The 13,847-nt window shown below is 71.0% G+C and carries 12 protein-coding genes and 2 pseudogenes; 6 read left to right on the top strand and 8 right to left on the bottom strand.

Features of this window, described 5'->3' with window-relative positions; all coding sequences use genetic code 11:
• The first annotated feature begins 68 nt into the window (after nucleotides 1–68).
• On the top strand, nucleotides 69–788 hold the full coding sequence (locus tag ACTYVM_RS11740) for a response regulator transcription factor (RefSeq protein ID WP_445525858.1): 720 nt from the start codon (nucleotides 69–71) through the stop codon (nucleotides 786–788).
• A complete protein-coding gene (locus tag ACTYVM_RS11735; protein WP_445525857.1) occupies nucleotides 778–1,890 on the top strand; it encodes a sensor histidine kinase in 1,113 nt (370 codons plus the stop codon). The genes ACTYVM_RS11740 and ACTYVM_RS11735 overlap by 11 nt, the downstream gene beginning before the upstream one ends.
• 101 nt (nucleotides 1,891–1,991) lie before the next feature.
• Here the strand turns inward: ACTYVM_RS11735 and ACTYVM_RS11730 are convergent, their stop codons facing one another.
• From ACTYVM_RS11730 to ACTYVM_RS11720, 3 genes are all read right to left on the bottom strand, one after another.
• Entirely contained in the window at nucleotides 1,992–3,044 is a 1,053-nt protein-coding gene (locus ACTYVM_RS11730; RefSeq protein WP_445525941.1) for an NAD-dependent epimerase/dehydratase family protein, read from the bottom strand.
• Between the two features lie 448 nt (nucleotides 3,045–3,492).
• Entirely contained in the window at nucleotides 3,493–3,897 is a 405-nt protein-coding gene (locus tag ACTYVM_RS11725) for a hypothetical protein (protein ID WP_445525856.1), read from the bottom strand.
• Nucleotides 3,898–3,914: 17 nt separating this feature from the next.
• Nucleotides 3,915–5,060, bottom strand: a complete 1,146-nt coding sequence (locus tag ACTYVM_RS11720) for a molybdopterin-dependent oxidoreductase (protein WP_445525855.1) — start codon at nucleotides 5,058–5,060, stop codon at nucleotides 3,915–3,917.
• Nucleotides 5,061–5,337: 277 nt separating this feature from the next.
• Between ACTYVM_RS11720 and ACTYVM_RS11715 the strand changes: the two genes are divergently transcribed.
• Entirely contained in the window at nucleotides 5,338–5,931 is a 594-nt protein-coding gene (locus ACTYVM_RS11715; protein ID WP_445525854.1) for a YbhB/YbcL family Raf kinase inhibitor-like protein, read from the top strand.
• Nucleotides 5,932–6,233: 302 nt separating this feature from the next.
• Here ACTYVM_RS11715 and ACTYVM_RS11710 read toward each other — a convergent pair whose 3' ends face one another.
• Genes ACTYVM_RS11710 through ACTYVM_RS11700 form a run of 3 tightly spaced genes read right to left on the bottom strand, consistent with a single transcriptional unit; the run spans nucleotide 6,234 to nucleotide 8,610 of the window.
• Entirely contained in the window at nucleotides 6,234–6,914 is a 681-nt protein-coding gene (locus ACTYVM_RS11710; RefSeq protein WP_445525853.1) for a class I SAM-dependent methyltransferase, read from the bottom strand.
• Nucleotides 6,911–7,414: a hypothetical protein gene (locus ACTYVM_RS11705; protein WP_445525852.1), complete on the bottom strand. Its 504-nt coding sequence runs from the start codon at nucleotides 7,412–7,414 to the stop codon at nucleotides 6,911–6,913. Before ACTYVM_RS11705 ends, ACTYVM_RS11710 begins: the two co-directional genes overlap by 4 nt.
• 2 nt (nucleotides 7,415–7,416) lie before the next feature.
• Nucleotides 7,417–8,610, bottom strand: coding sequence for a molybdopterin-dependent oxidoreductase (locus tag ACTYVM_RS11700; RefSeq protein WP_445525851.1), 1,194 nt, complete (start codon nucleotides 8,608–8,610; stop codon nucleotides 7,417–7,419).
• A 451-nt stretch (nucleotides 8,611–9,061) separates the two neighbouring features.
• Here ACTYVM_RS11700 and ACTYVM_RS11695 point away from each other — a divergent pair, with 451 nt between their 5' ends.
• Nucleotides 9,062–9,517, top strand: a complete 456-nt coding sequence (locus tag ACTYVM_RS11695) for a GtrA family protein (protein ID WP_445525850.1) — start codon at nucleotides 9,062–9,064, stop codon at nucleotides 9,515–9,517.
• Between the two features lie 37 nt (nucleotides 9,518–9,554).
• On the opposite strand, the gene ACTYVM_RS11690 is transcribed toward ACTYVM_RS11695, so the two are convergent.
• Nucleotides 9,555–10,931, bottom strand: a complete 1,377-nt coding sequence (locus tag ACTYVM_RS11690) for a glycosyltransferase 87 family protein (protein WP_445525849.1) — start codon at nucleotides 10,929–10,931, stop codon at nucleotides 9,555–9,557.
• A gap of 67 nt (nucleotides 10,932–10,998) precedes the next feature.
• Here ACTYVM_RS11690 and ACTYVM_RS11685 point away from each other — a divergent pair.
• Nucleotides 10,999–11,236 (top strand): annotated as a pseudogene (locus ACTYVM_RS11685) (NF041680 family putative transposase); the annotation flags it as partial.
• Between the two features lie 51 nt (nucleotides 11,237–11,287).
• A pseudogene (locus tag ACTYVM_RS11680) lies at nucleotides 11,288–11,491 on the top strand (DDE-type integrase/transposase/recombinase); the annotation flags it as partial.
• A gap of 239 nt (nucleotides 11,492–11,730) precedes the next feature.
• On the opposite strand, the gene ACTYVM_RS11675 reads toward ACTYVM_RS11680, so the two are convergent.
• On the bottom strand, nucleotides 11,731–13,797 hold the full coding sequence (locus ACTYVM_RS11675; RefSeq protein WP_445525848.1) for a SpoIIE family protein phosphatase: 2,067 nt from the start codon (nucleotides 13,795–13,797) through the stop codon (nucleotides 11,731–11,733).
• Between the last annotated feature and the right edge of the window lie 50 nt (nucleotides 13,798–13,847).

Raw genomic sequence — 13,847 nt, 5'->3', positions numbered from 1 at the left:
CCTTACGGATTGCTGACGGCCGCCGCCGCTCCCTCGGGCAGCCGCACGCCGGTGCGAGACTCGACGCTGTGAAACGCGTACTTGTCGTGGACGACGACCCGACCGTCTCCGAGGTCGTCGCCGGCTACCTGGACCGGGCGGGCTTCGTCGTCGATGTGACAGCCGACGGTCCCTCCGCCGTCGCCCGGGCCGCCGTTGAACAGCCCGACCTGGTGGTGCTGGACCTGATGCTGCCCGGCATGGACGGGCTGGAGGTGTGCCGCCGTCTCCGGCAGGACGGCCCACTGCCGGTGATCATGCTGACGGCGCGCGGCGACGAGGAGGACCGCATCCTCGGCCTGGAGGTCGGTGCGGACGACTACGTCACCAAGCCCTTCAGCCCCCGCGAACTGGTGCTGCGCGTGGAGTCGGTGCTGCGCCGCGCCGGCACGTGGACCGGTGCCCGGGAAGCGGAACCCGAGCCGTGGCTGCGCTCCGGCCCGCTGGCCGTGGACCCGACCGCCCGCCGCGCCACCCGCAACGGTACCGAACTCGCCCTGACCATCAGGGAGTTCGCCTTGCTGGAGTTCTTCCTGCGCCACCCCGGGCAGGCGACGAGCCGCGAGGAACTGATGCGCCGGGTGTGGGGCTGGGAGTTCGGCGACCTGTCGACCGTGACCGTCCATGTGCGGCGGCTGCGGGAGAAAGTCGAGGACGACCCCGCCCGCCCCCGGCTGATCAGCACCGTGTGGGGTGTGGGCTACCGGTTCGACCCTCCCCGGCCGAACGGAGCCGACGATGCTGCGTGACACCCTCCTGATCGCCGCCTACGCGGCCATCGGCGCGGCCGGTGCCGGACTGGCCGGCACAGTGGTCCTGCGACTGCTGCGGAACCGTTCGGTCGCCCTGTCGCTGGCCGTCGTCGCCGCGGTGACCATCGCCGCCATGCTCTCCGGGACGATGCTGGTGTCCTGGGCGATGCTGCTGTCCGACCACGACCTGTGGGTCGTGACCATGGTTTGTGCCATTGCGGCGGTCGTGTCGCTCGCGGTGGCGCTCGTGCTGGGCCGCAGCGTGGTGAAAGGAAGCCGGGCCCTGGCAGAAGCCACCCGCGCTCTTGGGGACGACGGCCGCTTCACACCGCCCGCCATCGCACCCACGGCCGAACTGGCCGCGCTCAGCCGCGAGCTCGCCGCCACCAGCGCGAAGCTCGCCGCCTCCCGGGAGCGGGAGAAGGCCCTGGAGAACTCCCGCCGCGAACTGGTCGCCTGGATCTCCCACGACCTGCGCACGCCGCTCGCCGGCCTGCAGGCCATGTCCGAGGCCCTGGAGGACGGCGTGGTCGACGACCCGAACGTCTACCACACCCGCATCCGCGCCGCGGTCGAGCGAATGAGCGACATGGTCGGCGACCTCTTCGAACTCTCCCGCATCCAGGCCGGCGTCCTCACCCTGAACACCACCCGGATGTCGGTCTACGACCTCGTAGGCGACGCGCTCGCCGGCGCCGACGCACTGGCCAGGGAGCATGGCGTACGACTCGTCGGCGACGGAGTCGAGCCCGTTCCGGTCGAGGTCGACGGCCGCGAGATGTCCCGCGTCCTGGCCAACCTGCTCATCAACGCGATTCACCGGACGCCCACCGACGGCACGGTCGCTGTCTCCGCCCGCGCGGAGGCGGACAGCGTCGTCGTGTCGGTGACCGACGGCTGCGGCGGCATTTCCCCGGAGGACCTGCCCCGCGTCTTCGACACCGGATGGCGCGGCACCGACGCCCGCACCCCACCGGCCGGAGCAGGTCTGGGCCTGGCGATCGTGCGCGGGATCGTGGAGGCCCACCAGGGGCGTGCGGCGGTGTGCAACGTCCCCGGCGGCTGCCGTTTCGAGGTCCGCCTGCCGGTCGCGGCCTGACGTTCCACCAGGCGGAAGGGCCGACCCTGCCGGGAAGTGCAGGGTCCTTCCTTACCTTCTCAGCAGGACGATCCCTCCGGAGGTCGGGCCGTGATCACCGGTCACGCGCCGCGCAGCGGTGCCGCCGCGAACTCCGCCATTCCTTTCGCGAAGGCGATCTGCGGCTTCCAGCCCAGCTCGTCACGCAACCGTTCGGAGGAAGCGGTGATGTGGCGGACGTCGCCGAGCCGGTACTCCCCGGTCACGACCGGCATCGGCCCGGCGTACGCCACGGCGAGCGCGGTCGCCATCTCCCCCACCGTGTGCGGCTCGCCGCTGCCCACGTTGTAGGCCCGCAGGGTGCCGTCCGGAAGGCCGTCCGCCCCGGTCAGGGCGGCGAGGTTGGCTGTGGCGACGTCCCGGACGTGGACGAAGTCCCGCCGCTGCCCGCCGTCCTCGAACACCCGCGGGGACTCGCCACGTGCGAGTGCGGAGCGGAAGAGGGAGGCGACGCCGGCGTACGGGGTGTCGCGCGGCATCCCGGGCCCGTAGACGTTGTGGTAGCGCAGTGCCGCAACCCGCCCGCCGACCGCCCGTGCCCACACGCCGGCGAGGTGCTCCTGGGCGAGCTTGGTGGCCGCGTACACGTTGCGCGGGTCGGCCGGCGCGTCCTCCTCGACCAGCCCCGGGGCGAGCTGCTCACCACACTGGGGGCAGGGCGGTTCGAAGCGGCCCGCCTCCAGCTCGTCCCCCCGGCGCGGCCCAGGCCGGACGACACCGTGGCGAGGGCATGCGTAGCGCCCTTCGCCGTAGACCACCATCGAACTCGCCAGCACCAGACGGCGCACCCGGGATTCTGCCATGCCGGCCAGCAGCACGGCGGTGCCGAGGTCGTTGCAGCCGACGTAGTCGGGTGCGTCGGCGAAGTCCTTGCCGAGCCCGACCATGGCAGCTTGGTGGCAGACGGCGTCGACACCGCGCAAGGAGTCAGCAACAGCCTCTGCGTCGCGGACGTCTGCATGCCGCCAGTCCACTCCCTCGGGAATCGGCGGGGCGGCTCGGTGCGCGGCGGGCAGAAGGGCGTCGAGCACGCGCACCTCGTGCCCGGCGCCGGTGAGGGCGGTGACGACGTGCGAGCCGATGAAGCCCGCACCGCCGGTGACCAGGATCAGCATGGTGACGACGGTACGACCAGGCATGCGCCCCTGGACCCATGCGGCGCCGGCACGTCAGGGATTCGTAAGGCGGATCGCTCCGGGCCGGGATGCGCCCCGTCGCGGTGTCACCACCGCCGGCAGAGCAACGACCTGGGCGAAGCCGAGCATGATGAACACACCCCCGGACACGACCAGGAAGGCCTCCGTCGGCCCGTCCACCCCTGCCGGCCCAGTTCGTCACCGGTCGCGAACAGCCCGCCGTCTCGTGCATGCCGTGGCCGGCCACCCTTCCGGCGGACATGCCGGCGACCGTGTCGAGGCCGGTGTGGTGGGCGGCATGGCACAAGGGCGTCGTACAAAGGGTCCGCATCGCGTCGAAGGAGAAGCCGACCTGCCCTGCCACCGTCCATGCCGCCCACGCGTAAGAGTCCTTGAGGGCAGCGAGTCGTGCGGCCAGTCGGTGGATTCAGGACGGCGGACGGCGCCGATGCCGGCCGCATCCCCGTGCGACGAGTGCGAGCGCGGTGACCGTGGCCACCGCCAGCAGGGTGAGCAGCCAGTTGCGCGGATAGTCCAGCGGCAGGACCGAGGAGTTCGCCGTGGGGCCCGGACGCAGCAGAACCGGCAGGGCCACGGCCGTCAACGCACCCGCGATCAGAAGCGCCCCGCGGATGGGCCCGCGCACGCCGCCGCGGACCAGGACCAGCCCGGCGAGCAGCACCAGCGGCGCGAGGAGCGCGTCGTGCAGGATCAGGGCCCCGCCGAGCCAGACCAGGACGTCCATCGGGTCGGGTACGTCCAGCAGCAAGGACGCGCCCACGCCCATCAGCGCCAGTCCGGCCATGCCGGCGAGCATCCGTGTCACGCTCACCCTCACATGCCTCAACTTCACGACAGCACCTCCAGTCGGCCGACCCACTTGGTCTGCAGCACGCCGGGCCGGTTCGGTGCGATGAGGCGGGCCGGATAGCCGTGGTCGGGGCTGAGCTCCAGCCCGTTCAGGCGCAGCGCGAGCAGGGTGAGCGGGTCGCGGGCGTACTCGTGGCCCATCTCGGAAACCCGATAGGCGCCGCGGAGTTGCCACGACACCACCCGCACGCGCGCATGCGACGGGGCACCAGCCCGGTCCAGCAGGTCCGCCACGCGCACGCCGGTCCAGTGCGCCGACTTGCTCCAGACCTCCACACAGGCGATCGGCAGTTCCACCTCGCGCTGCGGCAGATCCCGCAGTTCTGCCAGCGTCAGGGTGTAGGGCCGTGGCCCGTCCACCACCAGGCGGTATGAGTCATCGGGGATCCGGCCGACGCCGGCCGCAGCCGCGGTGCGGTTGACCGGCAGGCCCTGCGGGCCATGGTCCGGGTGGCGGGGCGCGAGCAGGTCGAGCCCCTTCAGCGGGGTGAAGGCCTGGCCGACCGTGGTCAGAGTGACCGCGCCGACCGCCGCTGCCACCGCGGCCAGCAGCGAGCGCCGGTCGAACGCGTCCTCGGCGGGCAGGGCGAGCGTTCCAGGCGACCGCCGGCTCCAGTGCGCTTGGATCTCCGGTGCTTTCACCGCGATGTGCAGCACCAGCGCCCCGGCCACCAGCCAGGCCACCGCGTAGTGCACGGGCACGAACGAGAACGGCCACGGATACCACTGCACCGTGTTCAGCAGCCCGGTGGCCAACTCGAACACGGCTCCCGCCACCAGCACCCCGATCGACAGCCGCTCCAGTGCGTGCAACACCGACCGTACGGGCGGCCGGGCGAACAGTCGCGGGTACACCGCCCACAACTTGGCCAGCAGCAGGGGAATGGCGGCGATGCCGGAGGCGACGTGCAGGCCCTGGGTGAGCCGGTAGCCCCACACCGGGCGGCTCGGCAGATCGTTGGCCGGCGATCCCGGCGGATGCTGGAGGAAGTGGCTGATCAGTCCGGTGACGAAGCACACCGCGAACGCCAGGCCAAGCCATCGCCCGATCGAGGTCGCCGTCCGGGCGTCGTGCAACCGCCCCCTGAACACCGGCGGACGGAGCAAAATGATGCGCGATCTCATGCCTTCCATCACAGCCGCCGCGCGCTCGCAACGGAATGTCCGAATCCTTACGGAAGACGGACATCACATCCAGGTGTCCCAGCAACGACGACGGCAACGAGCGCCGGGCACCGCCCCGCGCGCCGTCGGACTCAGTGCCCTGGCCCCCTACGTTCGCCACGACCGCGGCGTCTCCCGCGGGGACGGCGACCAAGCCGACGACAGGCTTGCCACCGAAGGTCGGGAAAACCGTGAGCCGGTACGAGCGGTCAGGGACGCGCCGGCATACGGTTCCAGCATGAAGCGTCGATTCCTCGTCTCGGGCGCGCTTGCCGCAGTGGTCCTGCTGACAGCCTCCGCGTGCTCATCAAGCTCCGGGCACGCCCAGGCGACGTCGACGCCGTCCACCACGATCTCCCGGACGACTGCGGTGCCCACAGGTCCCTTCGCCCTCGGCCGCGGCCAGGGTTTCGACGCGTCAGGGGCATTCCTCCCCCTGATGACCTGTGACAGTCCCCACGACTACTCCCCCGGGCTCACGTTCAAGAACGTCCCCGCCGGATCCGCCGAGCTCGCCCTGTCCATGGTCGACCTGAACAACCAGAAGATCCACTGGCTGCAGGTCGGCCTTCCCGCGACGGCGCCGGGAACGAAGGCGCACACCCTGACGCCGGGCGCCCGGGAACTCTTGAACGACTTCGGCGAGGCGACGTACGACGGCCCCTGCCCGCCCGCCGGCCGCACGCACGAGTACCAGCTGACGCTGTACGCGCTCCGCGACCCCCTACCGGCGTCCTTCGGTCAGAACACCTCACCGGGCCAAACCCTCAAAGAACTACGGAGTCACGCCGATGCCACCGCGGTGCTGATCGTCTCCTACAAGCGGCACTGACCGCAGCCGAGCAGCCCGGCCGCGCTCCACCCCCCTCGTCGCCCCCCAGGGCTGCTCATCCGCCGGCGTCCGGACCGAAGGTTCCAAGCGTGGCCCGAACTCGGCAGCAGCGGTGGTGCGCCACAGCTCTCTCCGGGCGCCCGACGAGTGTCATTGATCCCAGCGTCAGCACGATCAGTGGATCGCATGCGCCAACCGCCGGCGGTTGTCCCGCCCCGGTGGCACGACGTGGTGCCGCGCCCCGAGCTCGGCGCCCGGCCGCCCTGCGTCGTGTCTCCTCGCCGCCGCGTGGTCAGCCGGCTTCAGCGAGGACGTCCCGGGGACGAGTCTTGGCGGCCGAGGGCGAGAAAGTATCGGTGGCCGTATCTCCACTGGTCGGTGACACTGAGAGTCAAGTCCTCGGCGATCCGGTGGAGCGCTGGTGCTCCCAGACGTGCCCAGGGGAACGGCGGCCCCCTGTGGCCGTGGGCGTCTTCGAAGCGGGCGGTGCAGAGTTCCTCATCGCCGTGAAGGCCGGCTTCGACAAGGAGGACACCCGCCGGGGCGGTGAGCTGGATGCAGCGGCGCAGCAGGGCATGCGGGTCCCCGCCGATGCCGATGTTGCCATCGATGAGCAGGACGGTCTGCCAGCTTCCCTCGGCCGGTAGCCGGTCGAACACCGTTCGGCACAGTGCGATTCCGCCAAGAGCGACGGTATGGGCCACCGCGCCGGGGGTTACGTCGACGCCGAGCGCGAAGACTCCGCGACTCAGGAGTGCCCTGCACAGCCGGCCCGGTCCGCAGCCGACGTCGAGAACGGGGCCGACGCAGCGATTGAGCACGGATTCGTCGGCCAGGTTGGGCTGCGCGTACCAGCGATGCACGGGCATCCGGATCCGGCGCCCGTCCCCCAGGCACAGGTACACCGGTTCGTGGCCGCCACGCAGGGCGAGCGCGTAGGGTTCTGCGCCCGCGCAGGACGACCGGTCCTCGGCGGACGTCATGGTGCGGCGTCGTGACCCGCTTCGGGTCGTTTCTCGTCGGCACGGGCGGCCCGCCGGACGCGGCGGAGCTTGAGAGCGAAGGCAAGGGCGGAGGCGCCGAAGACGACGGCGGTGACGGCCAGCCATCGGCCGAGGTAGACGCCTTCGGACAGCCGTGCGGCATCGGGGTAGGGGATCGCCAGGTCGAAGATGAGCGGGAACCAGACAAGCAGGAGCACACCAGAGAGGAAGGCTGGCACGCGCAGGTAGTTGATCCACGGCGGCTGTGGCATGCGGATGGCGCGATGCCGCAGGACGGCCTGTGACGACAGGTCGGCGAGTGAGTACAGGGGCAGCAGGACCAGGTCGTGGACGATCGCCGCGCCGACAAACCAGATCGCGACCTCGAGCGGCCGCACGGCGAACAGGCGCACCAGGGCATAGCCGGTGATGGCGAACGAGGCGATCAGGACGAGAAGATGGAGGGGCCCGGAGCCGTACCAGCGGACGAAGCGTGCCATGGTCACCTCCTGAAGGTGAGCCGGTGCACCCACTTGGTGTTGTTCACGCCGGGGTTGGCCGGGACGATGACGCGGGCCGGGAAGCCATGGTCGAGCGACAGGTCCGTGCCGTTGACACGCAGGGCAAGCAGCGATCGGAGGTCGTGGATCTGGTTGCCCCGCAGGACCACCGAGCTGTAGGGGCCGGGGGGTTGGACGGACTCCACCAGGACGCTTCCGGCGTCGGGGAGGCCCGCCAGGGCGGCGAGGTCGGCCAACCGAAGGCCACTCCACTGCTGGTCGGATGTGGACCACCCCTCCACGCACGCGATCGGCAGTGCGGCGGCATGCTGGGGCATCGTGAGGAGCTGCGCACGAGTGAAGACGAGCGTCGGCCCGTGGCCGCGGACCTCCAGCCGCCAGTCCGGCCCGACATGGGCAGGGGTGACGCCGACGGCCGCGGCCGTCTTGTTGACCTGGAAGTCCTTCGGTCCGCCGCCAGGGTCACGATTGTGTGGCGCGAGAAGGGCGGTTCGCCGCAGCCGACCGCCGATGCTCTGTCCTGCGGTGACCACCAGGAGGAGCAGCGACCCGCCCCCCACCATGGCGAGTGCACCGCGTCGGGTCATGGTCGGCGCCGCGGGCTCGAGCGCGACCAGGCCGTCCGGGTCGGGGGGCTCCGGCCGGGTGTCGGCCAGCCCGGTGCGCAGCTCCGTCAGCAGGTTGCGGGAGCGCAGGGCGCGGGTCATCCGGCCGAGCCTGAGGCTCACATGGACGACGAACGCGGCGATGAACACCCAGGCGCCGTAGAAGTGCAGGGTGTAGAAGGACCCCGGGAAGACGTAGAAGAGCTGGATGTTGAAGATCCCGGTGACGAACTCGAAGACGACCCCGCCCACCAGCGCCAGCAGCGACAGCCGCTCCAGCGCATGGGCGACGCTGCGGACCGGCAGCCACTCGAACAGCTTCGGGATCACCGACCACAGTTTGGCCAGCACCACCGGCACCAGGACCACGCCGAGGGTCACGTGCACGCCCTGAGTCAGCCGGTACAGCCAGTACGGATCTGTGGGCCAGTCGAAGAGGTAGAAGCCCAGCAGGCCCTTGTCCGGGGTCTGGTCGTTGATGCGGTCGAGTTCCGGGTTGTAGGAGGCGTAGGAGAGCATCCCGGTGACGAAGATCAGCGGGATGCCGATCAGCAGCACCAGGCCGAACACGGACGTCAGCCAGGGACCGCGGATGGGACTGCGCCAGAAGCGGGGACGGAACGGCCCCGGGGGCGGAGGAGTCTGCTCGACCCGCCGCACGAAAGCCCTGATACGAGCAGCCCCCTTGGCGGTCCGCGCCGCCACAGCAGCGCGAGCACGCTCGAGGTGTCCCAGCGCGCGGCCCTCGTCCGACCCCGGGCGCCCCGGCCCGCCGGGGCCTGGGGCCGGGGGCTGTCCGCCACTGTCCATCGGCTGCCTCCTCCATCCCCGGGGCGTCTCTCGGACGGCGGATCGAAATCCACCGCGCCGTCAGTGCCTGTCAAGTCGTCGGCTACAAACTGGCATAGATCGGGTTGGCTTTCCGTTTCTGGCATGCATGCGGGTGTCTGTCGCCAGCCGAACGGTTGAACGGGCCCGGCGCAGGGCTCGACGGGGTGCAGGGTGGCCTCATGATGGTGAGGTGCGACGCCTCAGCGCACGGCACGGCGCATGGCGATGCGCCTCCCGCCCGGCCCGGCCGACCGCGCTGACCAGGGAAGTGTTCTGGTTCGTCGTGATCGGCGTCGCCTCCACGGTGGCCCAGGCCCTGCTGTACTGGGTTCTGCGCCACTGGTCGCCGCCCGTCCTGGCCAATTTCGCCTCCCTTCTCGTCGTCACCGTCCTCAACACGGAGGCCAACCGCCGGCAGACCTTTCGCGGGTCCGCAGCCCGGGTCCTTCAGGCGCATCTGGCCGCGGGTGGCCTGTTCGTCCTGGCGTACCTGGTCACCTCAGGCGCCCTCCTGCTCTTCCGCCACTACCGGCCCACCGCCTCGCCAGCGGCGGAGACCCTGGTGCTCGCACCGAGCTTCGCCCTGGTGACCGTGGTGCGTTTCACCGTCCTGCGGATGGTCGTCTTCAGACGCCGTCACCGATGACTTCCTCGCGCGCCCGATGTTGCCGACACGCCTGCCCTCACGCACCGTCTCGCCGCCCACCCGCGCCGGCACGCGCCCGGGTCCGAGCGAGTGCCCCGGCGAGCACCGTCACGGCAGCCAGCCCGTACGCGGCGGCCTGGATGCCATGCCACTGCAGTGCGTCCGCGACATACAGCACGGTGCCCGCGGCGGCGATGGCGAGCCACTCCCCTCGGCCACCCATGGCCACGAGGGCCACGACGAGCAGCGCGTACCAGTAGTACCCGGGCGAGGTGAGCAACAGTGCAGTACCGGTGACCAGCAGCGATCCATGCCACGGCCGCTCTGGATCGCCACGCCGCAGGACGTACCAGGCACTGAGCATCACCAGCGCGACGGCGGCCGGACCGGCCCACGCGTCCGGCAATACCGTCCGCAGCAGTGCGAACCGGATAACATTACCTGACTCGTACCCTTCCTCCCGCAGATAGCCGGGGAGATAACCCAGGACCGCCGAACCGGACGCCAGCAGGTACGGGAGATAGACGAGTGCCACCACGCCAACGGCCGTGAGCAGCACGCTCGCCGTCTCCCGCAGCCGGGCATGCGGGCCGCGCCCGGGAGCCAGCACTCCCGACAGCGCACCGGGGAGGGTGAGCACAGGCAGCAGCTTGACGGCGATCGCCGCCCCGATCAGCGCTCCACGGCGTGCTCCCGTGGCCGTGCCGAGCGCGGCCACCGTGAGCAGCACTCCGAGCGTGTCCACATGGGCGTCGTTGACTGCGGCGAACGGTACCGCCGGACACCATGCCCACAGTGCCACCCGTCGCATGTCACCACCCGCACGACGTTGCACCAGTAGCAGCGTCATCGTGGTGGCGACGGCGAGCACCGCACCGGCGAGTTGCAGGGGCTTGTGCTGCCCGCCAGCCGGGGTGACGGCATGCACCAGCAGGAACCATCCCTCGGCCACGGGAGGATAGATCGTGCGTTCGGACGGCCTGTTGATGTGCGTGCACGCACCCGCCACCGCGTGCAGGTCCCACCCATGGCACGCGGTCCCGGCGGGGAAGAGCCACGGATCACGCAACCGGGCCAGCTGCGGCGCGTCCGGCGGGTAGGCGTACGGGGAGACTCCCGCGGCCTGCACGCGGCCGTCCCACACGTAGCGGTACATGTCGTCGCTGGTGCGCGGCGGAGCCGACATCGCCGCCACGCACAGGGCGACCCCGCCGGCCAGGATCAGCGCCACGGCGGTGCGCACCGGCACCCGCCTCACCGCCCACGCCGCGCCGGCGAACAACACCCACGCGGCGGCGTACCAGTTCAGCAGCGCAGCCGGACGGCCGAGATCACCGCCCGTGCGAACCGTCGCGGCGACGACGGCAACGAGGGCGGCGAGCAGTGCCGTGGCGCAGAGCGTGCGTACTCCCACATCCGCCACAGTGGCAGCCGCGGACGCGCCGGACGGCCTCGCGGCACCGCGTGTCCGATCCGCCGTGGCGGTCTGGCTGTGGTGCTCGGCCACCTCCGCCGCACCGGCAGACGTGGACCGCTGGTGGCAATCCTTCCTCCGCCGCTTCGACCTCGAGCACACCTTCCGGCTGATGAAACAAGCCCTGGGCTGGACCGCCCCGAAGGTCAGGAATCCCGACACAGCCGACCTGTGGACCTGGCTGATCATCACCCGCACCCAGCTCCGCCTCGCCCGGCCCCTCGCCGAGGACCTCCGTCGTCCCTCCCGAGCCGCCTTCTATGCCCGCCGCACCGGCATCCCTGGACCCCGCGCGCACGATCCCCGATCCGCACGCGACCACTCGCCCCGACCTGGTCCTTCGCGACTTCCAGCCCGACCCGGCTGCGGTCGACACCCGCTGGTGCGGTGACATCACCTACATCGCCACCGAGGAAGGCTGGCTCTACCTGGCCACCGTCATCGACATCGCCTCCCGCCGTGTCGTCGGCTGGGCCACCGCCGACCACCTGCGAACCGAGTACGAGGCTGCCCCGGCGGCCTGACCACCACACAGATGGTGTCTGCCAAAGCGGAACAAGCTCAGCCCCGCAGTGGCGGGAGGTACGACCTGCTTCACCTGGGGGCCGCCGCGCCTGGCGCGCACCGCGTCCATCCGGCGTCTACGCGCCGCACTGGTCGACGCGCTCGGCCCCGACTTGTGTCGGAAGACTGCGCGTCTAAGGCGGTCGGCGGTGTGGCGTGGCACGTGCTGTGGGGCTTACCGGGTTCGGGCTATGAGGAGGGCGACGTCGTCGTGGTCGTCGGGGTGGCGCAGGGTGTGCAGGAGCAGGTCGCAGGTTTCTTGCAGGGGGCGGTTGGGTTCGTCGAGGAGGCTGAGGAGGATGTCCATGCGTTGGTCGATGGGATGGTGGCGGGTCTCCACGAGGCCGTCGGTGTAGAGGACCAACAGGTCGCCGGTGGTGAGATTCACGGTGGTGGTGTCGAAGGGGATGCCGCCGACGCCGAGAGGGGTGCCGGTGGGGAGGTCGAGCAGCTGGGGGGCGCGGCTGGGTCGGGCCAGCGCGGGTGGCATGTGCCCGGCGTTCGCGATGTGGCACTGCATCCGGCGGGGGTCGTAGACCGCGTAGATGCAGGTGGCGATGTAGTGCTCCAGACCACGGGTGATCTTGTCGAGGTGCTGGAGCACTTCGTCAGGGGCCAGGTCGAGGTCCGCGAAGGCACAGGTAGCGGTGCGCAGACGGCCCATGGTGGCGGCGGCGTCGATGCCGTGGCCCATAACGTCGCCGACCACCAGCGCGGTCTTGTCGCCGGGGAGGGGGATGACGTCGTACCAGTCGCCGCCGACCTCGCTGGTGGCCTGGGCGGGCTGGTAGCGGGAGGCGACCTCCAGGCCCACCAGGTGCGGTGGGTGCTCCGGCAGCAGGCTGCGCTGGAGGGTGACGGCGGTGTTGCGCACGCTCTGGTACCAGCGGGCGTTGTCGATGCTGACTGCGGCACGGTTGGCCAGCTCACTGGCCAGGATGACGTCGTCCTCGTCGAAGGGCAGCGGATTGCGGGTGCGCTTGAGGTCCAGGGCGCCGAGCACTTCGCCGCGAGCGACAAGCGGCACCGCGAGGTAGGAGTGGACGCCGGCGCGGGCCAGGAGCGTGCCGGCCTGCTGATCGCGCGCGATGCGCCGCAAGTCCTCGTCGCCCACGTGCCGGACCAGGACCGGCCTTCCGGTGTGCACGCACATGGTGACCAGGCGGTCGCTGTCGTACGCGGCGGGGTCACCGGCAGGGTCGGCGGCGCGAAGGGCCACGGTGGGGAATGCCGCCGTGACCGCGAGGGCGCGGAAGAGCTCCGGGCCTCTGTCCGGTGCACCGCTGCGGCGGCAGGCGAGAACGTCGTCGAGGACGTCCACCGCGACCACGTCGGCGAGATCGGGAGTGGCGACCTCGGCCAGCTCGCGGGCTGTCTGATCCACGTCCAGGGTGGTCCCCACACGAGCGGAGGCGTCGGCGATCAGGGCCAGGCGCCGCCGGGCCCGATCGGCTTCGGTGGCCGCCAGGTGCCGTTCGGTGACGTCGACGGCCAGGGTCGCGGCGCCGAGGACCCGCCCGCCCGGGTCCTCCAGCCGGTAGAGAGACAGCGACCAGGCGTGCTCGGTGTCGGGGTCGGCGGGCGCGCGGCCGACCGCGTACTGGTCGAGCAGTGGATTCCCGGTGGTCAACACCTGGCGCAGGGCCGACTCGATCGTGTCGACGTCGGGGAAGGGCAGGGTCTCACGGAGGTGGCGGCCGATGCGCGCTTCGGCGGGTACGCCGTCGATGCGCTCCAGCGCGGGGTTGACCAACAGGTAGTTGAGGTCGGGGTCCAGCAGGACCACGCCGATCGGTGACTGGTTGATCAGCCGTTCACACAGGGCCAGGCCGGTCTCCACCCGTTGGAGCGTGGTGCGGTCGGCCGCGAGGCCCAGGGCGTAGACGTCCCCGAGATCATCCAGCAGCCGCACGTTGCGGAACTCCACCAGGCGGGTGCTGCCGTCCTTGCGGCGGATGGGAAAAGTGCCGGCCCAGCTCCGGCCGGTCTCCATCACCTCGGTGAACAGCGACACGACGGACGTCAGGTGCTCCTCGTGCACCAGCAGCCGGGCCGCGTACTGGCCGAGCGCCTCTTGGGCCGCGTAACCGAAGAGCTCCTCGGCCTGCGGGCTCCAGAACACGATCCGCCCGTCGACGTTCATCACCACCGCCGCGACGCTGAGTACATCCAGCAACCCGCTCAGCTGGGGTGGCCCGGTGCCCGGCTCGCCGCCGCTGGGCGGGAAGGATTCGGATGTCATGCCAAACACTCCCTCCGACAGTCGCCGCCACGTGTCGTACCGTGGTCACT

Source organism: Streptomyces cyslabdanicus, assembly GCF_052663305.1.
The sequence above is the reverse complement of the archived record's forward strand: the minus strand, read 5'-3'. Positions and strand labels throughout refer to the sequence as shown.

What these genes read in the sequence shown, in the direction of transcription:
- ACTYVM_RS11735 (WP_445525857.1), top strand. Translation starts at nt 778, where the DNA reads ATGCTGCGTGACACCCTCCTGATCGCCGCCTACGCGGCCATCGGCGCG.
- ACTYVM_RS11730 (WP_445525941.1), bottom strand. Translation starts at nt 3,044, where the DNA reads ATGCTGATCCTGGTCACCGGCGGTGCGGGCTTCATCGGCTCGCACGTC.
- ACTYVM_RS11720 (WP_445525855.1), bottom strand. Translation starts at nt 5,060, where the DNA reads ATGAGATCGCGCATCATTTTGCTCCGTCCGCCGGTGTTCAGGGGGCGG.
- ACTYVM_RS11715 (WP_445525854.1), top strand. Translation starts at nt 5,338, where the DNA reads ATGAAGCGTCGATTCCTCGTCTCGGGCGCGCTTGCCGCAGTGGTCCTG.
- ACTYVM_RS11710 (WP_445525853.1), bottom strand. Translation starts at nt 6,914, where the DNA reads ATGACGTCCGCCGAGGACCGGTCGTCCTGCGCGGGCGCAGAACCCTAC.
- ACTYVM_RS11705 (WP_445525852.1), bottom strand. Translation starts at nt 7,414, where the DNA reads ATGGCACGCTTCGTCCGCTGGTACGGCTCCGGGCCCCTCCATCTTCTC.
- ACTYVM_RS11675 (WP_445525848.1), bottom strand. Translation starts at nt 13,797, where the DNA reads ATGACATCCGAATCCTTCCCGCCCAGCGGCGGCGAGCCGGGCACCGGG.